Raw genomic sequence first — 23,621 nt, forward strand, 5'->3', positions numbered from 1 at the left:
ATATTAACTATAGCAAAAGCGAAAAAGAGCATGTATTTTTTGATGGGTTTAGCGCATCACGCAAGCTCACTCGTACAGCCAAGCTAAGCTACAAATAGCTAAAATAGGTTTATTCAATTCTAAAATCTATTACCAAGGCTTATAACTCAAAATGACTGTGGATCCCCGTGCCGTGCAGTAGCTCATACTTCTCTAGCAAGCCGTTTTCAAGCGTTACTAAACTAATCGCAGAGTCTGACACCAAATAGCCATGTTTTTTTAGCGATGAAGGATGCTTACTTACCGATAGCTGCCAGCGTTTCGTAAAGAGATTCAGAGGACTATATTTGGCATACAAAATCGTGTCCATCTTATCTAAAATATTGATAAGCGGCTTTGGAAATTCGTTTTTTATCCCTGATGCGGTTAGCTGCCAAATGCGGTTATCATGACGACCAAAACGAGCCTGAACCGAAAAGCAAAACGAATAATGTACATCGCCGGAGAGTATAATGGTTTCTTTAGGTGTATCTGGACGCTTAAAAATTTCAATTAGCTTTTTCGCAGCCCCTTCATGTGCCATCCAATTTTCCACATCCACCACCAACGGTTCACCACAGGTGTTAAATATGGCTTGTATGGTTTCGATTGCCTTTACCCCAAATACTGGCGCAGGACTGACCATCAATACTGCACTGTGGTCAATAAGCGTGTCTTGCAGCTCCATCAACATTTCCCAGTCGAGTAAACCACTTGGTTCATTGAAATCCTGTTCATTACGCCACCGATGTGTACGAGTATCTAGCACCACCACTTTTGGAAACGTATCTAAACAATAATGCCAGTGTGTGAATCGACGAACTTGTTTGTCAAACGCCGAAAAGTGCCATTCGCTGTCAATCAGGCTTGAATTAAAAGCTGATGTCAGCGCCCCGCTATACTCAAACGCATCATTACCAATGCCTTGAAACAGCCAATAGCTAATGATGCCATTACTGATAATGCGTCGACTCACTTTATGGTTCGCAATTGCCTGTTCCCATTTAGCCGTCAAGTTCCAATCATCGGTCACATCATGGTCGTCAAACATCATTAGTACAGGCACGTTCGCACACAACCGCTCAGCGCTAGGCAACGTTTCAACAAAGCCTTTTAAGGCGTCAAGTTCGGACTCAAATATTCGCCTAACTTTGTCGTTACCACCATCATAATGAAGCGCATCAAAGTTAACTAACTGCCAAGCAAGATGAGAGAAGTTTAACAGGTAACAGGCGACAAACTCTTCGAAGAAAATTAGGTGATTAAAGGCCTTAACACTAGAAAAGTGCGGTTCATCCTTTCGAAACCAATAGCCGGGTGAAAACTTTGAGCGCTCCTGCCATGGCGTCTTTGGTAAATATAAGTGACGATGGTAAAGCTGAGCTTGTTGATCAGCTGGTAGGTGCATTGGCAATTTCGTTTCTTTAAACAAACCCAATCGCGCTATAAGTTGGTGAATAGCCAACAACATGGCGCCGGCAACATCATCTGCATAGATCTGATCGCCAGAAAAAATACACAAGTCAGCGCCTAGCTCACCGAGTTCGCGTTGCTGCTCTTGCCACTGATCTGCAGTATGTAGACTGTCTTTTGCGTGGTGATGCGGGTTACGGCATGAGCCATGTAATATTTGCTTGAGCAAAGCAGGTATCGCAAAGCTAAGCTCTTCTCCATAACGCAGATAATCTGGCTTATACGCGGCACCGTTAATAAGCACTTGATACTCGAGCAGCTGCGCTGTTGGCAGAGCCTTCTCGCTGCATATCATCAAAAAATGCAAAAAGCAGGCTGCACCGAGCTGAAACGTCTCAACCTCACATCGACTTTGATGGGCCAACAGCGAAGCCGAAATGTCCACGGCTTCACAAGTAACAACCTGAATACAAATTTTATTCTGCTCAGCTCGGCGAACCAGCGGGCCCATCAACACCTGAGGTAGCTGATTAAGTTGTGCTACCATCTTGGCGTTTCACCAAATTAAATAAAGAGTAAAAGTTATTCGTGGTTTGCTCTGCAAGCGTTTTGTAGCTCACTCCTTTTAAGTCAGCAATATAATATGCAACGTCTTGTACATAAGCAGGCTGGTTAGTTTTACCACGATGCGGTACCGGTGCAAGATAAGGTGAGTCGGTTTCAATCAGCAATCGGTCCATAGGGATTTGCTTAACGACTTCCTGAAGCGCCGTCGCATTTTTAAACGTCACAATACCTGAGATTGAAATGTAAAAACCAAGGTCTAGTGCCTGTTTTGCCATCGGCCAATCTTCAGTGAAACAGTGCAACACGCCACCGCAATTTTGCGCATTGTGGGCACGCATGATGTCTATCGTGTCCGCTTTTGCATCGCGAGTATGAATGATCAGTGGTTTTTGTAGCTGATTAGCCACATCTATGTGTCCAGCAAAGCTTTCTTGCTGTACCTGATGCGTATCTTTTGAATAATAATAATCTAATCCAGTTTCACCAATAGCAACGACTTTATCATTACTCGCCAGTTGTATTAGCCTTTCAACATCCAATTTATCTTTTTGATCTAGTGGATGTACCCCACAAGATGCAGAAACATCATCAAAATGAGCTATTTTTTCTAACATGGATGGAAATTGGTCTAGCGTCACGCTAACGCATAAAAAGTGTTCTACTTGTTTTTGTCTCGCGTTGCTGAGTACTTCTTCAAGGCTTAGGCCTAACTTTTCAAAATCGAGTCTATCTAAATGACAGTGAGAGTCTACAATCATACTGGCTCTACATGGTGTAAGTTGGTTTATCTGAATGCAAAGTCGCACCCAAAAGCTTATTTATTTTATCGTTCAGAGCTGGTGCGTCTACAAACGCAACACCAACACCCGAAGGATTAGAATTTTGTGCACCTTGCGGTGTTAACCAAGCAACCACAGCGTTGACTTCGTCCGCCTCTAGAGCGTCAGGCAAGGTGACTCTGAGCTTTAATTCTTGCCCCATATCAAAATGGGCATTGGACTTGATAAATATGCCACCGGATTTCAGAAATGGCATATAACAACGATATAGCTCATCTAAATCTTCAAAATCCGCAAGTAACTCTTGCATGCGCCACCTCTTTATAGCTGTTTTTGTAAGGCAAAAAGTAAATTAGAAATGCTAAGGTTTTGATTTAACCCTAACACATTTTTCTGTTCGTACATAAACCGATGTACTAAGCTCACTAAGTCTTGATACTGGTTAAAACTCAAACCATTCCCTTGTGTCATCGCCCCTTTTAAACGGTTGAGCAAAAAACGGGCAAATACATCACTCATTGCGCTGTGCTTTAACAGAATTTTTTCAACCGTTTGTGCACTCTCTACTGTTAATTGATTCGCCGCGTGATAAAGCGCAGTCACATCGTCAAGTGCACCTTCTTGTTGCCACGCTTCGATTATAAATGGCTGTAGAGAAAATTCATCAAACCAAGGGAAATCACAAGCGACATTTTTAGCAGCCAGCCACTGCGCGGCCTCTGCTTGATTGGGCGAGTGGATCGCCACTTTATTACAACGGCTCAAAATGGTGGCAGGTAACTTACTGTCATCATCGCTGGTTACGACCAAATAACGATTAGCATTTGGCTCCTCAAGTGTTTTTAACAGCGCATTTGCGGCTGAATGGGTCATCAAATGCGCGTGCTCAATCAACGCGACTTTATTGCCACCTTGCTGCGCTGAATGGTTCAAGAAATGCGTGATCTCTCGAATTTCATCCACCCCGATTGATTTTCCCTCAGGCACGACACTCAGTCTATCTGGGTGATTACCAGCTAAGTTCAAGTTACACGGCTTACATTGCCCACAGGCAGTGAGATTTTGTGGGTGTAAGCATAACAGTGCATCTGCCAAGTGCGCCGCAAGCAGAGACTTTCCCACGCCTTTTTTACCCGATAACAGCTGAGCATGGTGCAAACGACCGTTTTGCTGTGCTCGAGCAAGATAACTTAGAGCGCTGCTGTGCCAACTTGGAAGCAAATTATTCATTGCCATCCACTGTAAGGTGTGTGGCTATCAAGCTATCAAGCAGTTCAATACTTTGCTCAAGTACTTGTGCTTTACTTTGACTGGCATCAATCACAGTAAATCGTTCAGGGTCATTTTTCGCTTGAACGAGATAACCCTCACGTGCGCGCTGCAAAAATTGTTGCTTTTCATCCTCGAGTCTATCTAGCCCCTCACCTCGCGATTTGACTCGCTTTAAGCCCTCTTCAGGATCCAAGTCCAAAATCAAATTCATGTCTGGACGAAAGCCGCCGAGCGCAAGCTGATTAATGGTTGTGATGGTGGCAAGATCTAGCCCTCTTGCATAATGTTGAAAACTAAATGTTGCAGCGTCAAATCGATCAGAAATAACGACTTTGCCTTGCTCAAGTGCTGGCATAATTTTTTCACGAACGTGCTGAGCACGCGCAGCCCCAAACAACATAAGCTCCGTCATGTCTGCCATTTCGGGGGTTGAGGGATCTAGAATGATTTCTCTTATCTTCTCTGAGATCTCTGTTCCACCGGGTTCACGAGTCATCACAACTTCAATACCGCGTTGTTTTAAATGCGCTTCCAATCCGGTAATAACCGTTGTTTTTCCAGCGCCATTGCTGCCATCGCAGACCAGCATAAACCCTTTTTTCATAGCAAGGACGTACTCATCATTCTTATTTGGCTGTTATTTTATCGTGTTTTAGTGAATTATTCACGACTGAAATAGAATTGAATTGTCTAATAAATTGAATTTGTCATTCTGAAAATAATTTAAAACATAAAAATTTGGTCTACAATAACAAGCACATCCGATTAATTTTATATAAGAAACGCCCAATGCTGAGCAACATTAACATGCCTTTTAGGCCCGTAAAGGAAGCGTATTGATATGCCGCGTAAAATGCTCTATTTGGTGTTCATGTTACTTCTTTTGGTTTATAACCCAGTAAATGCCCGTGCAAGTGAACCGCCAGAGATAGATGTCGCGGTAGGACTTGAAAACTTTGATTTTCAGCCATTATTTGAAGAGTTTAGTGCAAAAACGGGTATTAAAGTTAATATTCTTGCTTTTAACAACAATCAGTTGAAAAGCGAGTTATTGTTGTATGCAGATGCCCTACAGTTACCGGATGCCGTGATTATTCCCAGCGATTATATGGGGTTGTCAGAACTGCAATTTTCTCAGGTGCCAGAGTCTTGGTTAAGCAAAAAGCTCACACAAAAAGTCATTGAGAATAGTAAGGTCAATGGTGAGCTTAAGGGCGTACCAATTATGTATGGCAACCATCTTGTACTCTATTACAACCGTGCACTTGTGCCACACCCTATTACCGACTTACAAACCTACGCACAACAAACTGTTGCAGACAAACCTACACTCGGCTGGAATTTTTATGAAATGTATTGGTTTGTGACGTTTGCGAACGCCCTTCAGCCTAATCTCATTCAGGCAGGCGTGCCACAGCTTGACACCAAAGCGATGCGCCTCGCAATTTCCAATTATCAATCACTTCTCAACAGCGGCATCATAGACGCTGATTGTGTTTACCAATGCTTAATGAATCGTTTTAAGACCGGCAAGCTCGATTATTTTGTGAATGGAATTTGGGCATATCGTCAACTTAAAGACAAGCTTAAAGACGACCTAGCCATCGCACCTTTACCGAGATGGGGTAATTATCAGCTGATGTCTCTCGCATCGTCTCATGTACTGGCTTTTCCTGCCAATGGCATAGAATCTAAAAAAAGTCCGCATCTAAAGCAGCTTGTTGACTTTATGCAAAGCCAGAAGGTACAAGATAAACTATGGGATGAGCTCAATGCGCTGCCTGCAAACGGTGACAGCTTAGCTGAACTTATAAAACGCGACGACAAAGCACTGTCTCAACTGATCGCATCTCTGCATGAAACCTATCCACAACCGAATGAACCTATTATGGCCTATATTTGGGAAGCCATGTTAAAGGGGCTAACACGCTATTTAGGTGGTGTGTATAGTGTCGAAGAAACGACGCAATATATGCAATTTATCGTCACAAAGTCGGGACAGAATGAAAGCAAATCGCAGCATCGTTGATGAAATAAAAAGAAAAATTACGGCATTATTCTCTCTCTTCCTGGTTGTACTGGTTGCGATGGTTGGCTTTTCCTTAATGCAACAAAAAGCAACCCTAGAGCAAGAAGACGTTAAACGCACTGGCGCAAGTCTTATCAGCGATTTTAAAGCGCAAATCAATGAGCTTATCTATCAAGTTGCACCATTAAGTGAAGACCATATTTTATCTACCTTACCGAGCGATCTACTGTTTACTCAATACGCGGTTAAGGCGCTAACTAACTTAGTCGACAATACCGACATGGTAAAATCTGCGTTTATCAACGATGGCTCCGTGTTTACCGTAGAGGGATATCCTTTTAATACCCTACGTTGGAACAATTCTGTATTTAGCGAGCATGCTCACAAGGTCCTCGCGCAACAGCGACGCACATTAAAAATCGACAAACTAGTTGTCCCAGTTGAAAGCATTGAAAAAAAACCGTCTGATCAGGCCAAATTGTTTCTCGCCATTCCCCTTAGACAAAAATTATCGTCGTTAATGCGTCCTTATAAATATACGGGTGTACTATTCCTCGAAGTCGATCTTGAACCATTTTTAGGTTCCAATCAGGAAAAAGGCTCTATCTGGATCACCAGTCAAGACCTTGTGCTTGCGGGAACACATCCCTCAGATGCCACTGAAGGTGTATATCACAGTCCTATTTATTCACAAAAAGACGATTTTGTTGAACTTGATTTACAGCTACAACGAGAAGCGGAAGTATACAGTAACGATATTTTAAGCGCGGTGTTATACATTGTACTTATCGGCTTGATGCTAGTGGTATTACTCACCTGGTATTTACGCCGATTAGCAAAACGCTTGACCAATCCGATGCGCGCACTTGAGCGTCATTGCGAACGACTTAAACAGGGACATTATGTTTCTGCAACAAGCGATTTTGAATTTAGAGAGCTAAGAACGCTCCAAGTGACCCTCAACCAACTTGCGAAACAAATTAAGGAGCAGATAGGTTCTCTTGAAAGTGAAAAAGTGAAGGCACAAAGTTCAGAGCGGGCAAAAAGTCACTTTTTGGCAAATATGAGCCATGAATTAAGGACGCCACTTAACGGTATTTATGGTGTATTCCAATTAATGAAGCACCATAGAAATGCAGCAGATTCCAAAGAGCTTATTGCACAGGGCATGACGTCCACAGAAACATTACTTAGCTTACTCAATGACTTACTTGATTTCTCTAAAATTGAAGCTGGTGAACTTAAAATGGAATCAGCGACGGTGGATGTCAGAAGTATTGTCAGTGAAGTAAAACAAGAGTTTGTCCATACTGCCAATGCTAAACAAATTGACCTTATTATTCATACTGAGGAGCTTGCAAATCCTTATCGACTCGGTGATTCGCTGCGTTTGAAGCAGATACTAAGGAATTTAATATCCAATGCCGTTAAGTTTACCAGTGACGGCTCTGTAACCGTTATACTCCAAGATGGCGGTAAACATCTCTCCATCCGTGTAATAGATACGGGCGCCGGTATTTCCGAAGTCGCGCTAAAGAAGTTATTTAATCGATTTCAACAGGCAGACTCGTCGACCACCAGAAAGTATGGAGGAACCGGTCTTGGACTTGCAATTGTAAAACAACTTGCCGAGTTAATGGACGGCCGTGTTACGGTGACAAGTAAAGAAGGTATTGGCAGTGAGTTTACAGTTGAACTCGTACTCGATATCTGCGATGCACCAGAACAATCTGTCATGCAAGATTTGCAAGCTATACCCGCTTTGAGGGATAAAAACCTGCTACTTGCTGAAGATAATCCACTTAATCAAAAAATATTTAGCGCCATGATTAAACCAACTGAAGCGAATCTTGTCATAGCTCAGGATGGTGAAGAGGCGATTGAGCTTTATCACGAATTGAAACCTGATATCTTTTTTGTAGATATTCAGATGCCAAAAAAAGATGGCCTAAAAGTATGTTCAGAAGTCAGAGAACAAGATAAGACAACCCCACTTATTGCCGTTACAGCCAACGTGATGTCGGGAGATTTAGAAAACTATCAGCAACTTGGATTTGATAATTGCGTAGCAAAACCGATAGATATGAAAAAGCTTTATGAAGTGATAAATACTATTTTGAGTTAACGGTCAATTTCGCCCCATTTTATATGACCAGATAATTGAATAAAGTTCATTTAAGTTACAATTGAGTAACATAGTGAAATTCTTATAATCTTAGCCTGAAAGCAGACATTCACCTCCGGTAAACTTCTTCTCGTGCAACATTCAATTAGCATTCAAGTCTTTATACCATCAGCATTTTTACCTGCACTAGTTGCATGGTTTCATCGAATGTAATTTCATAGGAGTCAAAAGGAATGACAACCATCGTCTATAACGCTAAAACATCAGAAATAGCCTGTGATAGTAGAACCACTACCGATAAGATCATCGTTACCGATAACGCCCAAAAGTGGTTTGATTATCATGGTTGGAGAGTGTTTTGCACCGGCCAGACATGCGATATACACAATTTGCAGCACAATTTTTCAAATAATCAATTTGATACGATTGAGAGTTTGGAATTCATTAAATACCACCCCAAAAAAGGCGTATGGTATGGTTGTGTAAAAAGGGGCACCTGTAAATCTGAACCCTTAGCGCAATCTTATGCCATCGGCTCAGGCCAACAAGCGGCAATGTTTGGTTTACTCAATGGCTATAATACGGTGGAAATCGTTGAGCAAGTTAAACGAATTGATTTTAGAACAGGTGGCGATATTCATTGCTTTAAAATTACCGACTCCTTAGAAAACATATAAGCCAGCGTCAAAATACGCTGGCTCTAACTCACTTAAGTGAGTTAACCTGAGCTTCGGATAATTAATGCCTTTCTAGCAGCCAGTTTTAACGCTAACTGCGTTGAATTCACTTCCAATAGCTAGCTATTGGTACGTAAATTCGCCTTGCCTACAGGAAGTAGGTACCTTAGCGAGAGCAGGACGCGGAAGCGGTGTTATCCTCAAAACTTTCTGGCTAGGTAAGAAGATAGTTTAAGGTGATTAAAAAACAGTTAGTTAGTTCATTCCTTACCCAAACCTCAGGTTAGTTAAATAACTGAAAGCTCAACCGCAATGTTGCCACGAGTAGCATTTGAATATGGGCAAACTTCGTGAGCTTTTTCAACGAGTGACTGCGCCGTGTCTTTGTCTAAGTCACCAACTGATACCGCCAATTTCACCGCTATCCCGAAGCCACCTTCAATTGGCCCTATAGACACTTCAGAGTTAATATGTGTGTCTTCTGGCAACTTGACTTTTGCTTTGCCTGCCACCAATTTTAATGCGCCAATAAAACACGCCGCATAACCTGCTGCAAACAATTGCTCCGGATTAGTCCCTTGGCCGTCATCCCCACCTAAGCCTTTTGGTGTCGAAAGCGCAACATCAAGACGACCATCGTCAGACTTTGCCACACCTTCTCGGCCACCTGTGGCAGTGGCTTTCGCCGTATATGCAATACTTTGTAGTTCTTTCATTTCGTTCTCCTAAGTTTGTGCTTGTAGAGTACTCACCTACACCCTAACGCAGCGAGGCTTTACTCTAGATGAAGTAAAATCAATTAAACATTTATTTTGCATGCAAAATAATAGATTCAATTTTTTAGAATTGCAAATACTTTGTGTGCAAATTAAAATGTAGCTTAGCTACTTTGTAGGAATATGTGATGAACTACCCACAATTAAAACTAGACGCTCAAATCTGCCACCGCCTCTACATGGCTTCCAATGGTATTGCCCGTGCTTACCGAGCATCTTTACAAAAACTCGACTTAACCTACCCTCAATATGTGGTGATGATGGCACTTTGGGAGAAAGATGAAATCAGCATTGCTGAGTTACTAGAGAAAACCGCCATCGATGGCGGTGCTATGACACAAATATTAAAGAAAATGACTGACAAAGCCCTGCTTTCAATCGTTAAAGACGAAAAAGATAAGCGCAAACGAGTGGTAAAACTACAAAGTAGGGGTCAAGATCTGCAACATCAAGCTGCCACAATTCCTGAGCAGATCCGCTGTAAATTTCCAAGTATCGACGAGCAAAAAGCACGAGCACTTATTGAGTTACTAGATTCGATCAATGGTGATTTGACCTAAAGTAGAAATCAAAAGATAGTCATTGTAGCGCGCGTTCTAAATGTGCCAAAAACGCTGATATTTTTTTGGCCAGATGTTTACGGCCAGCATAGAACGCATAAAGTATAAGGTCTTCCGGCTGCTGCTCTAATTTAAGTGGTACCAGCGCGCCTGACTCAATTTCTGCTTTACAGGAGTTCAGTGGCAAGATAGCAAATCCAACCCCTGAAAGCGCGGCAGACTTAGCTATAAACCCACTGTTTACCCTAAAGTTTGATTTAACATTCACCGTCGTTAATCTTCTTTCATTGTTAGTAAATATCCAAGGTGTACCGTTTACTGCGGTAAGGGTTGAAATACAAGGTAGAGATTGTAAATCTGCTAATCTATACGGCGAAGTATGCTTTTCTAGCAAGCTGGGAGCTGCCACTACGACGCTTGGTAATCGAGCCAGCTCTTTAACCACCCAATTGCTATCCTCAAGCTTGCCACGATGAAAGTAAAGCACGACATCAAAGCCATCTAAGAGATTTTCTCTTGGACTCAGGCTGGTATCACAACTTATTGAAATTAATGGATGTGCAGCGCAAAAGGTTACCACTGCTTGACCAAGAATGGGGATGTCGGGCATCACTATACGCAAATGCCCCATTGGCGTAGAGGCATGTTTATTTACTTCTTGCAACGCATCCGACAGCGAATCGATTAACGGCTTTGTACTCACATAAAGCTGCTCACCCGCTTCTGTCACTGAGATCCGCCTTGTCGTTCGTTCCAACAATCTTGCATCAAGCTTTTCTTCAAGTAGTGCAATATGACGACTTACGTTGGAGGTTGGTATATCCAGAAACTCTGCCGCTTGTTTGAAGCTTAAGCATTCATAAACACAGTGGAAACTGTTAAGCCACTGAGGGTCAATCTGATCAATCATTTTATTAGCCCAACATATGGGTTTATCAATTCAATAATAGACACTTTATTACCTAATTAAGGCTAATACAATCAAGGCTTCTTTGTTTATATCAATTAAGGATGTCTATGTTTTCAGCTTCAATGACCACCTTAGCAAGCCCAAAAGCAAAATTTGGGTTATGTTTTGTCATCCACTTTTTAGTCGCGTTAGATGCATTAATCATTGTACCCTTTAGCGCGGATATGGCGCTAAGCTCAGGTACCAACCCATCAAATTCGGGACTACTCGTTTCAGCGTATGCAATTGCCGCTGCTTTCACTTGTTTATGTGTGCGCGGTACAGGCAACCTTTCAAAGGAGAAATACAAAGTCTTTATTTTTCTGTCAGCAACCACATTGTTAACCTTGCTTACTTCAGCACTCGAGAGTTTTTATACCCTGCTTTTCGTACGTGCATTGACTGGTATTGGTGGCGGCGCACTGGTAGTACTCAATCTCAACTTAGTGATCCAGCTAAGCCATGAAAACGACAAGAAAAAGGACACCGCGATACTGTTGAGTGCTTTTCCACTCGCCTTGGCAATTGGGATCCCTGCGCTATTATTTATCACAGCAAATCAAGGCTGGCAGTTGGGGTTCATGATACTGGGAAGTGGCTTAGCCATTACAGTGCTATTATTTACATTTATATTTCTCTTAAACATAAAGCAAGCTTCGCAAAGCATCGATAGCAACCCAATGCCAAGCAACGCCTTTAACCCGACCAAAACTCTTAAATACGCGCTATTCATCGCATTTTTTGTGGTGCTAAGTACATTTGCAGTTTCAACTCAATTTCCGGTGATGCTAATTACCAACTTAAACATCTCAAGCTCGATGCTAAGCGCGAGCTACTTATTTAGTGGTGTGTGTTCGTTTGTTGCAGTTCAGCTATACGCTCGAAGTAAGCTAAACAATCACACAACCTCATACTTAATATACTTTCTTAGTGGCTTGATGATATTGGCAGCCTTGTTTGGTTTTACGATAAGTTCAGTTATTTTTGCAGCCGGACTTTTTACCCTGTTTGTGATTGCAAGCGCTACCCGCTCTATGATCTTAGTGACAGAACTTATAACCTCACTTCACGCAGAAGAGCGCAGTACCTTTATCAGTCTGCAAAATGCGATACAGCACTTTGCGATAGCCTCTGGTGGCACTATTGCAAGTTTGCTAGTCACGCCCCGCGAAAACCACACACTTAATTTTAATGTCTTGATTGTAGTTTCAGCTCTATTAATAGTTATAACAGTTGCTATGTGGAGAAACTTTCAAAGAAAGCGCTTTTAATCGCGATTTAGTGATTGAACAATAGGTAATTGGGCAGTTTGATTGTCAATAAGTGACGTAACTTCCCCAATTACCGCTCTGATTTGTTTTAATAAGACAATCCGCCATGGTTATGCCTTACTCTAAGCGCGCCTCTATGCGATAATGCGTGCCTATCGTTAATCATATTTGTCGTGATGATATACACAGTTGTCATACCATCACGACAAATATAATTAACCAAAACAAACAAAAACAGTAGAATAACTTTTTGACTTTATGACAAATACAAACCAATCAGATACACCGAATAATGCCCAGAACATCCCAACTATTTTCTGGCACGACTACGAGAGCTGGGGTGCGACGCCGCAAAAAGACAGGCCAAGCCAATTTGCTGGGATCAGAACGGATCTGGACCTCAATATTATTGGTGAGCCACTGATTGAGTATTGTCAACCAGCGCCTGATTATCTCCCGCATCCTCAAGCCTGTTTAGTCACTGGGATCACACCACAGTTAGCACTAAAAAAAGGCCTGACCGAGGCTGAGTTTATGGCAAGGATCCACACTGAATTTGCAAAGCCACAAACCTGCGTTGCTGGATATAACAGTATTCGGTTTGACGATGAGCTAACCCGTTATAGCCTTTATCGTAACTTTTATGACCCCTATGAGCGTGAATGGCAAAATGGCAATAGCCGTTGGGACATCATAGATCTGGTAAGAGCCTGTTATGCGCTTCGCCCAGAAGGAATAGAATGGCCGACCAGAGAAGATGGCAATCCGAGTTTTAAACTGGAACACTTAACCGTCGCCAATGGCATTGAGCACGGCGCCGCGCACGATGCATTGAGTGATGTTACCGCAACGATCGCGCTGGCTAAACTGATTAAAACCAAACAGCCAAAACTGTATGAGTTCTACTTTAATCACAGACATAAAAAAGCGGTATCGAGCCTAATCGACGTTTTCAATATGCAGCCTTTGGTACACGTTTCTTCTATGTTTCCGGCACAACAAGGTTGCACCACTTGGATTGCGCCGATGAGTTTTCACCCGGTCAATAGCAATGCCGTGATCTGCTTTGACTTAACACAGTCGCCAGAGGTATTGAATGACCTTGACGTTGAGGCGCTCAAACAACGGCTTTATACAAAACGCAGCGAATTGGCTGATGATGAGTTACCAGTTGGATTAAAACTAGTACATATCAATAAATGCCCGTTGGTTGCGCCCGCTAAAACCCTCTTGCCCGAAAACGCAGCGAGGCTTGGAATTGACCGCGAGCAATGCCTTGAAAATTTAAAGTATCTTAAAGCGCGTCCAGAACTAAGGGATAAGGTTGCGGAAGTCTTTAGCGATGAAAAGGGATTCGAGAAACCAAGTAATCCAGATTATCAACTCTACGACGGTTTCACCAGTAAGGCTGATAAAGCCAAATTTGCAATCATTCGCAATGCATCGCCTGAAGAGTTGGCAACCATTAAACTGGATTTTGAAGACAGTAAATTTAACACGTTGCTGTTTCGCTATCGAGCAAGAAACTGGCCGCAGACGCTCTCACCTGTAGAGCTTGATAAATGGCGTAAATACTGCCAAAACAAGTTGATGCATAATGAAGATAACCCTTCAATTTCAGCCGAAGATTTTATGCTAGAGCTTGAAAATTTAGTCGCAGAGAATGAAGGTAATGAGCACAATATGCAGATCTTAAAAGCGCTTTATCATTACGCTCAAAGTTTGTAGTTAATGCCGTAATAGCCCGCACCGCTTGGCGCTAATATGAAATGCTGACTTCGTCGATAAACAGCAGTGCGGCTTACTAATATAATTTGCATTGGCAAAATATTCGTTCTGCTTGTGTTGAAATAACCCCTCTAAGCAATGAAGAGTTTATATTGCATTAATACCAATTCGCTTAATTAAGCTACCTATTTTGAGGCGAAAAAATCTTGTCGATAATCAGGAAAAAATCCTATTTAACCTGAGGTTTGGATAAGGAATGAACTGACTCACTGTTTTTTTAATCACCTTAAACTATCTTCTTACCTAGCCAGAGAGTTTTGGGGGATAACTCCGATCTCGCGTCCTGCTACCGCACTGGTACCTACATCCTTGTAGGCAAGGCAAATTTACGGCCCAATAGCTGGGCTATTGGAAGTGAATTTAACGCAGTTAGCGCTAAAACAGGCTGCTAGAAAGGCATTAATTATCCGAAGCTCAGGTTATTTAGTGTTCTAAATAAGAAAGCTTTAACACCGTTAGCGTCAGGTTTGCTTCTTCAAATTGAGCAAGTATTAAGGCCAATTGGTATAATTCTCTCATCTATTATGGTGTTGGCATGTATTCCACATTAGCTGTAACTCTTCAATAATGGTGGGGTCGTCAATGGTAGATGGCACGATGATGTCTTCACCGTCCACCAGCTGGCGTAAGTTCTTTCTGAGTATTTTACCTGAACGGGTTTTGGGTAAACGCTCAACCACTTTAATGGTTTTAAGACAGGCAATCGCACCGATTTTTTCGCGGATCAGGCTTCTTATTTCCTCTGCAATGGCCGTTTCTGTGGTGTTTACGCTATCTTTCAGTACCACCATGGCAATAGGCACTTGGCCTTTTAGCTCGTCTTTACCGGCAAACACAGCGCATTCTGCAATTGCATTGTGGCCTGCGACGATCTCTTCCATTTCACCGGTTGACAGTCTATGCCCGGCTACGTTTATTACGTCATCGGTGCGGCCCATAATAAACAGGTAGCCGTCTTCATCAAAATACCCGCCATCGCCAGAGAGGTAATAGCCGGGGTATTGTGATAAGTAACTGCCTTTAAAGCGCGCCGTGTTATTCCAAATAGTGGTTAAACAACCGGGAGGGAGTGGTAATTTCACCGCAACAACACCTTGTTGATTGGCCTCGCAAGGACTGCCGTCCACATCAAGGATCTCGACTTGATAGCCCGGTGTGGGAACAGTGGCACTGCCCGCCTTTGTTGGCATCAATTCAATTCCAACTGGGTTAGATGCAATTGCCCAACCCGTTTCGGTTTGCCACCAGTGGTCAATTACCGGCAGCTTTGTGGTGGACTGTAGCCAGTCGTAGGTAGCAGGGTCAAGTCGTTCACCAGCTAAAAATAGCGCTTTTAGACTGCTGGTGTTGTAGTTAGCCAAGAGCGCAGCGCTCGGATCTTCTTTTTTAATGGCACGAAATGCCGTAGGTGCACTAAAAAGTGCAGCCACTTGGTATTCTTCTACCACTCGCCAAAACGCACCTGGATCTGGGGTTTTAATCGGTTTACCTTCGTATAATACGCTAGTGCAACCATAAATCAGTGGGCCATAAACAATATAAGAATGTCCCACAACCCAACCAATGTCAGATGCTGCCCAAAATACTTCGCCGGGCGCCATGCCGTAAACGGTTTTCATACTGTAGTTTAATGCCACAGCATGACCGCCCTGCTCTCGCACTACACCTTTGGGTGTACCTGTGGTGCCAGAGGTATACAAAATATAAAGCGGATGCGTGCTTGGTAACGGCACGGCATCAAAGGATTCTGGCGTGTTTGCCACCACCGCCCAGTCTAAGTCTCTTGGCGATGACATCTGCGCTTGGTATGCTTCACGCTGTAACACAATGCAATGTTCAACTTGATGCTTTGCCAGCGACAAAGCCTCATCCAGAATAGGCTTGTATTCAATAGTGCGGCCTATTTCAATTCCGCAAGAAGCACTGATCACTAGCTTTGGTTTAGCATCATCTATTCTCACCGCAAGCTCATGGGGCGCAAAACCGCCAAACACCACTGAATGAATAGCACCCACGCGCGCGCAAGCAAGCATAGCAACGACCGCCTCAGGCACCATGGGCATATAAATTACGACCCTATCCCCTACGCTCACATCAAGCTGATTTAAGCCTGCCGCAAAATGGCTCACTTGAGAGAGCAACTCGCGATAGCTAATTTTGCGTTTGGTATTCGTCACCGGCGAGTCATAAATTAATGCTGTTTGCTCTCCTCTCCCTTGGTGTACATGATGGTCGAGTGCCACATAACTGGTATTCATCAAACCATCGCTAAACCAATGACTCAACCCCTCTTGGTCTTGGCTATGTCCGATTTTTGGTGGCGTGTGCCAATCAAGCCGTGTCGCTTCTTTAAGCCAAAACGCCTCTGGGTCTTGGGAAAATGTGTGGTATGCCTGTTGATAGCTTGTTGTTGTTGTCATATTAAGTTACTCAGTTTCGCTGGAACTTAGTAAAGATAGATAAAAAATCGCCAAGTTTTGATGAGACTTTAGTCTTGCGAGGATGATATAGATCAAGGTTGGGGGCGTTAGATACGATTATGGTTTGTATGGGGGATACAATAGCTTAGCTAATGTACATTTCCAAAGTTAAGCTTACTTTCTTTTAGAGTTAAGAAAGTGCCTTTGGGAGTCATCTACTCGCTACGAATAAATTGCCCTACTTTTTAACAAAGAAAGTTGGTGGATGTTTGATTAATCTGGTACTAATACGAAGCAGAATGAGGCGATTGCAGGTGTTACTGTTTACTGTTAGTTTGCTCTGCACGCTCAAAGTTATTTAAAAAATAAAGGATTATTTCTATGTCTCCCCCTAAAAAGCTAAACAATCAGTTTCTTGGAAAAAGTATTGCAGTTGGCGCAGTTATTGGAACTACAATAGGTGTTATGGTTGGCGTAGCGTTTAACATACTAGCTTTTAGTGTGGCAATAGGTGCGGCTTTTGGGTGTAGCCTTGGAGTTGCAGTATGTGCCGCCTTTACTCAAAAGAGTTAGCATAAGTTAAAAGATAACCTTAAATGAGCACTTGCTCTTGCAAGCAAATATAATCACAGCACCCTGAACAATCGAGCCGCCATTGAAATATACGTGACGATTGTTCAGAGATCCGCCGAAGCCTACCCCACCAAGTTTACCTACTGCTCGCTTTCAAGCTTTAGCAGCAGCGCTTTGATATCATCTTTTGCGCCAGTAATATGTTTTTTCAAAAAGTCACATGCCCCTTTGGTATTTTTATCGCGGCACAGTTCCAATAGCTGGCGGTGTTCATCTGGTGCGGTTTTAATGCCACCTGCAAGTAGGATATGCATGCGCACATAACGCTCGGAATTTTTACTGTACACATCCACCAGCTCACGAGTCTGTGGGCGCTGTGCTTTGCTGTAGAGTTTGCTGTGAAATTCGGCGTTAAGCTTGCCAGTTGCCAGTTGTGTATCGCCAGCAGCCATTGCTTCTTCAAGCTCGGCTAAGATGGCTTCAGCTTCTAGCAAGTCGCGCGCCGTTAACCTATCGATTGAATGGCATAAAAGCTCGGCTTCCAACAATGCGCGTAGGTCAAAAATTTCGTCGATTTGCTCAGCGCTTAAACGTGTGACCGTCGCGCCTTTGTGCGCTTCAAAGTTAACTAAGCCTTCGGCTTCTAGTTGCAGCAGTGCTTCTCTAACGGGAATACGACTTACATTTAACTCATCTGCCAGCGCGGCTTGCCTCAGCGGCTCGCCCGCTTTGATTTCGCCTGTGAGGATTTTTTCACGAATTGCTTCAGCAACTAATTGAGTTCGAGTTTTATGTACAATCGCCATAGTATTTAGTAATTATTGTTTTATGAACTCATTATAAACGCATCTGAGTTCAAATTGCATGTTTGTCTTAATTAATTACAGAGTCAAGTGTTGAGTTACCAACAGCTGAGCAAACCTAGATTTATGTTTATTGTACTGAGTTTCGTTTTATAGTTTACTCGTAGATGAAGAGACATATTTGTTCCTCGTTATTAAATCGCACCGGTTAACATTGTATGAGGAGCGACACATATAACGGTGACTTTATGAATGAACACAAGTCTCTAGTGCGTAATCGAAGCTTCCCCCAGCATCTAAACAATTGTCAACCGCCATAAAATTACTGGTCAGGGCAAAAAATATAACCATACCGACTAGCGCTATGACTCCTAAAGCCAGCGCTAGTTTGAACTTGTGCTTGTTTGAGTTAATTAGTGAATTAGGCTTTTTATCTGTGTTTTTATAAACCATGAATGCTATCACTTTTCCGATTATTGTTATGAAAAGCGGTAACTTATCACTCTACACATATCTGCTCAAGCGAAAACCTCCTAAGTATCTACCTACGATGCAACCTCGCCATAAGCACTAAAACCACCTTAAGTTCAATACATTAGAAAAGCCCATAGCAATGCTATGGGCTTGGTTTGCTTAACTTTGTATACAAATTGGTCTTACGAATCGTTTTAGCGCTTCTAACCCTACCGACGTTGAACGTACATCAGTTGATGACGGGAACGGCCCGCCATGGTTCATGGTGGCACACACTTCTACGCCCGTTGGCATTTGCCCATAAATCAATCGACCTACGCGGTATTGTAACGCCTCTATGATGTCTTCGGCTTGATGTAAGTCAGAATCAGTGCCATGAATACTGGCGGTGAGCTGCCCATCTAAGTCTGCGATTAAGTCCTCAAGCTGCGCTAAGTCGTCATAGCTCACCACTAAAGCACTTGGCCCAAAGACTTCTTCTTTAAGCCTCTCGTCAGATACTAAACTTTTGCTATCCGTTGAAAACAAGTGCGCGTTGGCGTGAAACGGCTGTGCTTGCTCACCAGCGCTCAACAACGTTACTTGAGGGTGTGCTTTTAGCGCAGCAGTGCTGTTTTGATAAGCTTTTAAAATGCCAGGGGTTAATAGGGTATCGGAAGGTGCTGCGCTAATGTTTTGCTTAGCTGTCTCGATAAATGTTTGTGAATGATTGCTTGGCACCAACCAAATACCGGGGCTAGTACAAAATTGACCATTGCCCATAAGTAAAGACTGGACAAATTGTGTACCAAGCTCTGCGCCTTGCGACTGTATTTTTTCAGGTAAGACAATTTGCGGGTTTACGCTGCCAAGCTCACCGTAAAGCGGGATAGGTTCATGGCGCTTCGCTATAGTGCCCTGCAATGCTTTTGCGACGCCAAAGGAGCCCGTAAATCCAACCGCTTTGATAGGCTCAGCTTTAACCAGCCAATGCGCGACATCGTACGCTTTCGCTTGCAACATTGAAAACACCCCGCTTGGCATATCACATTTGCTTATTGCTGCAGCAATGGCCTTGGTCATTAGCTCACACGTTGCCGGATGTGCTGGGTGACCTTTATACACCACGGGGCAACCAGCGGCTAACGCAGCTGCGGTATCGCCTCCAAGCGTTGAGAAAGCGTAAGGGAAGTTTGATGCACCAAACACCGCAACAACGCCAATAGGAATATGCTTAAGCTGTGTTTTTGGCTTAGGCAGCGGCGTGCGATTTGGGTCCGCTTGCTCTTCCTTAGCAAGGCAAAGCTCAGCTAGGTTATCTCTCAGCGCTGCAGCAAATGCGTTTAATTGGTTTACCGTGCGGCCACGCTCGCCCTCGAGTCTTGCCCTTGGCAGGTTAGTTTCTGCCATTGTTGTGGTTATTAGCCCATCACCTAAGGCAAGAATTTCTTGGGCTATGGTTTCTAAAAACTCTGCTCGAGCAGTCATCGACGTTTTACGATAAGCCTTAAAAGCCTGCTCTGCCGCATTAACAGCTTCCTCTACTTGTACTTCACTAGCGTTAAAAAATGCTTGCGTCAGCGGCTCATTGGTTGCTGGGCAAAACGCGTAAAACGTTGTTACCGTTTGTGCGGCTTGCCACGCACCGTTAATGTAGCTCTTTCCTGATAAATTCATTGTTAGCTCCTGTTTTCTTTCAATCTTAATGGCTAGGGCCTGTTGATCTTTCTAGTTTGTTTTTGCAGCAAAGGTCAACAGGCCCTAGAGCACCTGAAAACCAAATACATACGGATCTTCGTCATCTACAGTGATACAATTACTCCCCGTTTGACGTGCCCAACCTTGAATACTTGGCAGAATTGCGGCTTTTCCCGCAACTTCAGTTGTGCCTTCGACCTTACCGATAAATTGGCTGCCTATGATGCTCTCGTGAACAAAAGTGTCGCCATCTTTTAGCAGTCCTTTTGCAAACAGCTGTGCCATGCGTGCACTTGTGCCGGTACCACAAGGCGACCTATCAATCGCTTTATCGCCATAAAATACCGCGTTGGCCGCATGACTATCTGGATGTTGTGGCGCGCCTGTCCACAACACGTGGGAGGCACCACACACGGTAGAGTCTTCAGGATGAATTGGATTTATTTGCGCATTAACTGCCGCGCGCACTTTGGGGCTCCACGCCAGTAATTCGGCGGCGCAACTTTGATCCACACCAGCAAATAGACTTTGAGGCTCAACAATAATGTAAAAGTTACCGCCATAGGCAATATCAACGATGAGCTCCCCTAGCCCATCAACATGGACAGGCACCGCTTTGTAAGCCAAAAATGCCGGCACATTGTAGAGCCTTACCCAAGTCACTTTACCTGCTTTCATCTCATAATAGGCATTCACGCGCCCCGCAGGGGTGTCAAGCTTGAGTACACCATGTTCCTTTGGAGTTATAAGGCCGCTTTCAAGGCCAAAAGTGACTGTCCCGATAGTGCCGTGCCCACACATCGGCAAGCACCCAGAAGTTTCGATAAATAGGATTGCCACATCCCCATCAGCAGTGGTCGGTGGATATAAAAAGGCACCCGACATCATGTCATGGCCCCTGGGCTCAAACATCAGTGCGCGCCTTATCCAATCGTAGTCGCGTAAAAAATGTTGGCGCTTTTCACTCATGCTCTCGCCCAAAAGCGGTGGATGACCACTCGTGACCAAGCGCACGGGATTGCCACAGGTGTGGCCATCTATACAATAGTAGGTGCCTAAAATCATACGCTTAGTCCAAGTTATATTGGCTTAAGTCAATTCGATTTGCCATCGCTTCATCGTACAAACGACTCACGTAAGCTTTTTGCTCTTGGGTGAGTGGCAATCTTGGAGAACGAGTTACCTCACTACCACGTCCAGCCAAATGTTCTGCATATTTGATGCACTGCACTAGTGTGGGAATAGTATCTAAGCGTAGCAAAGGTAAAAACCAACGCCACAGCGCGCGCGCTTCCTCATAGCGACCTTGTTCAGCAAGTTTATAAATAGCCACTGACTCGCGTGGGAATACATTGGTCAATCCCGAGATCCAACCCGTCGCACCAAGCATCAGACTTTCCAGTGCGATATCATCAACACCACCAAATACCACGTAACGATCGCCAAATGCGCTAAACAGCTCGCTAATACGGCGGGTATCTTCCGTTGCTTCTTTTACAGAAACAATATTGGACTCTTCAGCTAAGGTTTTCATGCCTTCGATTGACACGTCGACACCGTAGGTCACCGGATTGTTGTAAATCATAATAGGTAATGCTGTGCTTCGCGCTACCTGTTGGTAATGATGAATAGCTTCGCGCTCGGTTGAGCGGTAGACCATCCCTGGCAATACCATTAGTCCATCTATGCCAAGTGCTTCTGCATCCTTGGCAAACTCGACAGCAAGCGCAGTTGTGGTTTCAGCCACACCACTAAGTAGTGGTACTCTTTCACCTACCACTTCTGTTGCCGCTTTTAACACTTGGCGTTTCTCGTCAGCCGTGAGTGAGCAATTTTCACCGACGGTGCCTAATACTATGATGCCATGAACCCCTTCGTTAATCAGGTTATCTATCATCTCTTTGGTAGTATCAAAGTTGATGCTTTCATCATCATGGAATTGAGTGGTTACTGCTGGATATACACCCTGCCAATTTACGTTCATGGTTCTCGCCTTTCATTTGGTTGTTTAGTTATTGTGCTTGCCATCATAGGTATATTGTATACAATAATCAATATTCAAAAAGCAGATTTTTTAGCCATCAACTAAAATGACTAGCCTAAATGTCTGTAATATTATGATTTATAAGTGGTAAATTTTTTCTTTTTGGTATTTAAACGAGGCCTGATTGATGTCTATGTGGAAATACAATTTAGGATGGTGAGGTAAATTGTGGAAAGTAATAATAAAATTGCAGTGATAGGCGCAGGGATCATTGGGATCACCACCGCGCTGCAATTAGCTCGACGAGGCCACGCTGTTACCTTGCTCGATAAAAATCAGCCCGCAGAGGGATGCTCTAAGGGTAATGCGGGGCATTTTGCCACAGAGCAGGTATTCCCTATGGCAGATGCAGCTTTACTAACAAAAGTGCCTGGCATGTTAGTCAATCCGGTGGGGCCTTTGCGAATTGAGACCACCTCTTTGCTCAAAAATATTCCTTGGTTTGTACGATTCTTAAAGCAAATGAAAAGTAGCTGTTTCCACAAAGGTACAATCGCACTTAGAAGTTTAAATGAACGCGCACTACCCGCATATCAGCGTTTACTTGGTGATAAGTATCATACACTTATATCTAGCAACGGCAGTTTACTGGTATTTGAAGGTGACGAAAGCTCTGCCCGTAAAAGTTATAACAAATACACCGAACAAGACATCTCAGTGAGCTTACTTACAGGTGATCAAGCCCGAGAAATGGAGTCGAGCCTATCAAGTACCATTACCTCAGCACTGTATTTTGATAAAGTCGCGCATAGCACAGATCCCTACGCCCTTTGTTTGACTTTATATGAGCAGTTTATGCAGCTAGGGGGAGCATTCAAACAAGCCTCAATCGACAATATTATCCACACAGAGCATGGCTATACACTTCACTCCAAAAGCCACAAGATGACCTTTAACAAAGTAGTTGTAGCAACAGGAGCGGCAAGTAAAACACTCTGTGCGTCTTTAGGTTACTCACTGCCCATGATTGCCGAGCGTGGTTATCACAACATGTTGGCAGTGAAGAATACGCTTACACGACCTGTTGCATCAAATGAGCGAGGGTTTATCATGACGCCCATGTCACAAGGTTTACGACTGGCCGGCACGGTAGAATTTGCCACACTGGATAGTAAACCCAACTACAGCCGTGCTCGTGCATTATTACATCACGCAAGCATTCTATTAAGGCAAACTCTGCCACAACACAGTGAGGCGCTTTGGGTTGGCTGCCGCCCCTCACTCCCAGATTATTTACCTGTCATCGGACAAGCGCCAAATCATCACAACCTATATTTTGCACTGGGTCATCAGCACTTAGGACTGACCCAAGCCGCAATTTCAAGTGAATGTATCGCAGATCTTATTGACAATAAGCCCAACGACATCGATCTTACTCCCTTTAGTATTGCTCGATTTAATTAGCT

Annotated in this window: 19 protein-coding genes; 7 read left to right on the forward strand and 12 right to left on the reverse strand. The window is 43.6% G+C overall.

Annotated features, from left to right (window positions below):
* Positions 1-139: 139 nt before the first annotated feature.
* From DS891_RS04090 to tmk, 5 genes are read right to left on the reverse strand one after another with little or no spacing between them, the layout of a single operon-like run.
* Positions 140-1,978 (reverse strand): alkaline phosphatase D family protein, encoded by a 1,839-nt coding sequence (locus DS891_RS04090; protein ID WP_174168928.1) that lies wholly within the window; start codon positions 1,976-1,978, stop codon positions 140-142.
* The gene (locus DS891_RS04095) at positions 1,962-2,756 is read right to left on the reverse strand and encodes a TatD family hydrolase (protein ID WP_174168929.1); all 795 of its coding nucleotides are present in this window, start codon (positions 2,754-2,756) and stop codon (positions 1,962-1,964) included. Before DS891_RS04095 ends, DS891_RS04090 begins: the two co-directional genes overlap by 17 nt.
* A gap of 7 nt (positions 2,757-2,763) precedes the next feature.
* The gene (locus DS891_RS04100) at positions 2,764-3,087 is read right to left on the reverse strand and encodes a PilZ domain-containing protein (RefSeq protein WP_010604673.1); all 324 of its coding nucleotides are present in this window, start codon (positions 3,085-3,087) and stop codon (positions 2,764-2,766) included.
* Between the two features lie 11 nt (positions 3,088-3,098).
* Positions 3,099-4,007, reverse strand: coding sequence for a DNA polymerase III subunit delta' (gene holB, locus DS891_RS04105; RefSeq protein ID WP_174168930.1), 909 nt, complete (start codon positions 4,005-4,007; stop codon positions 3,099-3,101).
* Entirely contained in the window at positions 4,000-4,653 is a 654-nt protein-coding gene (gene tmk, locus DS891_RS04110) for a dTMP kinase (RefSeq protein ID WP_039497867.1), read from the reverse strand. The genes holB and tmk overlap by 8 nt, the downstream gene beginning before the upstream one ends.
* 237 nt (positions 4,654-4,890) lie before the next feature.
* On the opposite strand from tmk, the gene DS891_RS04115 reads away from it, so the two are divergent.
* From DS891_RS04115 to DS891_RS04125, 3 genes are all read left to right on the forward strand, one after another.
* Positions 4,891-6,078, forward strand: a complete 1,188-nt coding sequence (locus DS891_RS04115; RefSeq protein WP_010604670.1) for an extracellular solute-binding protein — start codon at positions 4,891-4,893, stop codon at positions 6,076-6,078.
* Positions 6,053-8,203, forward strand: coding sequence for an ATP-binding protein (locus DS891_RS04120; RefSeq protein ID WP_174168931.1), 2,151 nt, complete (start codon positions 6,053-6,055; stop codon positions 8,201-8,203). Before DS891_RS04115 ends, DS891_RS04120 begins: the two co-directional genes overlap by 26 nt.
* A 233-nt stretch (positions 8,204-8,436) precedes the next feature.
* Positions 8,437-8,880: a hypothetical protein gene (locus tag DS891_RS04125; RefSeq protein WP_174168932.1), complete on the forward strand. Its 444-nt coding sequence runs from the start codon at positions 8,437-8,439 to the stop codon at positions 8,878-8,880.
* A gap of 287 nt (positions 8,881-9,167) precedes the next feature.
* On the opposite strand, the gene DS891_RS04130 is transcribed toward DS891_RS04125, so the two are convergent.
* On the reverse strand, positions 9,168-9,596 hold the full coding sequence (locus tag DS891_RS04130) for an organic hydroperoxide resistance protein (RefSeq protein ID WP_010604667.1): 429 nt from the start codon (positions 9,594-9,596) through the stop codon (positions 9,168-9,170).
* A 188-nt stretch (positions 9,597-9,784) separates the two neighbouring features.
* Between DS891_RS04130 and DS891_RS04135 the strand changes: the two genes are divergently transcribed.
* Entirely contained in the window at positions 9,785-10,216 is a 432-nt protein-coding gene (locus DS891_RS04135; RefSeq protein WP_174168933.1) for a MarR family winged helix-turn-helix transcriptional regulator, read from the forward strand.
* Positions 10,217-10,235: 19 nt separating this feature from the next.
* On the opposite strand, the gene DS891_RS04140 is transcribed toward DS891_RS04135, so the two are convergent.
* Positions 10,236-11,126, reverse strand: a complete 891-nt coding sequence (locus DS891_RS04140) for a LysR family transcriptional regulator (protein ID WP_174168934.1) — start codon at positions 11,124-11,126, stop codon at positions 10,236-10,238.
* Between the two features lie 107 nt (positions 11,127-11,233).
* On the opposite strand from DS891_RS04140, the gene DS891_RS04145 reads away from it, so the two are divergent.
* The gene (locus tag DS891_RS04145) at positions 11,234-12,436 is read left to right on the forward strand and encodes an MFS transporter (protein WP_174168935.1); all 1,203 of its coding nucleotides are present in this window, start codon (positions 11,234-11,236) and stop codon (positions 12,434-12,436) included.
* 258 nt (positions 12,437-12,694) lie between these two features.
* Entirely contained in the window at positions 12,695-14,164 is a 1,470-nt protein-coding gene (gene sbcB / locus DS891_RS04150; protein ID WP_174168936.1) for an exodeoxyribonuclease I, read from the forward strand.
* Positions 14,165-14,739: 575 nt separating this feature from the next.
* Here sbcB and DS891_RS04155 read toward each other — a convergent pair.
* From DS891_RS04155 to DS891_RS04175, 5 genes are all read right to left on the reverse strand, one after another.
* Complete coding sequence (locus DS891_RS04155; RefSeq protein WP_174168937.1) at positions 14,740-16,644, reverse strand: propionyl-CoA synthetase; 1,905 nt, start codon at positions 16,642-16,644, stop codon at positions 14,740-14,742.
* 713 nt (positions 16,645-17,357) lie between these two features.
* Positions 17,358-18,023, reverse strand: coding sequence for a GntR family transcriptional regulator (locus DS891_RS04160; protein WP_174168938.1), 666 nt, complete (start codon positions 18,021-18,023; stop codon positions 17,358-17,360).
* Between the two features lie 630 nt (positions 18,024-18,653).
* Positions 18,654-20,150 carry an aldehyde dehydrogenase (NADP(+)) gene (locus DS891_RS04165; RefSeq protein WP_174168939.1) on the reverse strand — a complete coding sequence of 499 codons (1,497 nt, stop codon included), beginning with the start codon at positions 20,148-20,150 and terminating at the stop codon, positions 18,654-18,656.
* A gap of 84 nt (positions 20,151-20,234) precedes the next feature.
* Entirely contained in the window at positions 20,235-21,236 is a 1,002-nt protein-coding gene (locus tag DS891_RS04170) for a 4-hydroxyproline epimerase (protein ID WP_174168940.1), read from the reverse strand.
* 4 nt (positions 21,237-21,240) lie between these two features.
* Positions 21,241-22,155 (reverse strand): dihydrodipicolinate synthase family protein, encoded by a 915-nt coding sequence (locus DS891_RS04175; RefSeq protein ID WP_174168941.1) that lies wholly within the window; start codon positions 22,153-22,155, stop codon positions 21,241-21,243.
* A gap of 228 nt (positions 22,156-22,383) precedes the next feature.
* On the opposite strand from DS891_RS04175, the gene DS891_RS04180 reads away from it, so the two are divergent.
* Positions 22,384-23,619 carry an FAD-binding oxidoreductase gene (locus DS891_RS04180; RefSeq protein ID WP_174168942.1) on the forward strand — a complete coding sequence of 412 codons (1,236 nt, stop codon included), beginning with the start codon at positions 22,384-22,386 and terminating at the stop codon, positions 23,617-23,619.
* Positions 23,620-23,621 lie beyond the last annotated feature (2 nt).

This window comes from Pseudoalteromonas sp. JC28 (assembly GCF_013319255.1).
In the GTDB taxonomy this organism is placed as follows: domain Bacteria; phylum Pseudomonadota; class Gammaproteobacteria; order Enterobacterales; family Alteromonadaceae; genus Pseudoalteromonas.

Bases quoted from the DNA above. Each gene is read 5' to 3' on its own strand.
- DS891_RS04145 (WP_174168935.1), top strand. From the start codon at position 11,234: ATGTTTTCAGCTTCAATGACCACCTTAGCAAGCCCAAAAGCAAAATTT.
- DS891_RS04165 (WP_174168939.1), bottom strand. From the start codon at position 20,150: ATGAATTTATCAGGAAAGAGCTACATTAACGGTGCGTGGCAAGCCGCA.
- DS891_RS04125 (WP_174168932.1), top strand. From the start codon at position 8,437: ATGACAACCATCGTCTATAACGCTAAAACATCAGAAATAGCCTGTGAT.
- DS891_RS04175 (WP_174168941.1), bottom strand. From the start codon at position 22,155: ATGAACGTAAATTGGCAGGGTGTATATCCAGCAGTAACCACTCAATTC.
- DS891_RS04170 (WP_174168940.1), bottom strand. From the start codon at position 21,236: ATGATTTTAGGCACCTACTATTGTATAGATGGCCACACCTGTGGCAAT.
- DS891_RS04140 (WP_174168934.1), bottom strand. From the start codon at position 11,126: ATGATTGATCAGATTGACCCTCAGTGGCTTAACAGTTTCCACTGTGTT.
- DS891_RS04160 (WP_174168938.1), bottom strand. From the start codon at position 18,023: ATGGCGATTGTACATAAAACTCGAACTCAATTAGTTGCTGAAGCAATT.
- DS891_RS04100 (WP_010604673.1), bottom strand. From the start codon at position 3,087: ATGCAAGAGTTACTTGCGGATTTTGAAGATTTAGATGAGCTATATCGT.
- DS891_RS04135 (WP_174168933.1), top strand. From the start codon at position 9,785: ATGAACTACCCACAATTAAAACTAGACGCTCAAATCTGCCACCGCCTC.
- DS891_RS04095 (WP_174168929.1), bottom strand. From the start codon at position 2,756: ATGATTGTAGACTCTCACTGTCATTTAGATAGACTCGATTTTGAAAAG.
- DS891_RS04120 (WP_174168931.1), top strand. From the start codon at position 6,053: ATGAAAGCAAATCGCAGCATCGTTGATGAAATAAAAAGAAAAATTACG.
- tmk (WP_039497867.1), bottom strand. From the start codon at position 4,653: ATGAAAAAAGGGTTTATGCTGGTCTGCGATGGCAGCAATGGCGCTGGA.
- holB (WP_174168930.1), bottom strand. From the start codon at position 4,007: ATGAATAATTTGCTTCCAAGTTGGCACAGCAGCGCTCTAAGTTATCTT.
- DS891_RS04130 (WP_010604667.1), bottom strand. From the start codon at position 9,596: ATGAAAGAACTACAAAGTATTGCATATACGGCGAAAGCCACTGCCACA.
- sbcB (WP_174168936.1), top strand. From the start codon at position 12,695: ATGACAAATACAAACCAATCAGATACACCGAATAATGCCCAGAACATC.
- DS891_RS04155 (WP_174168937.1), bottom strand. From the start codon at position 16,644: ATGACAACAACAACAAGCTATCAACAGGCATACCACACATTTTCCCAA.
- DS891_RS04115 (WP_010604670.1), top strand. From the start codon at position 4,891: ATGCCGCGTAAAATGCTCTATTTGGTGTTCATGTTACTTCTTTTGGTT.
- DS891_RS04090 (WP_174168928.1), bottom strand. From the start codon at position 1,978: ATGGTAGCACAACTTAATCAGCTACCTCAGGTGTTGATGGGCCCGCTG.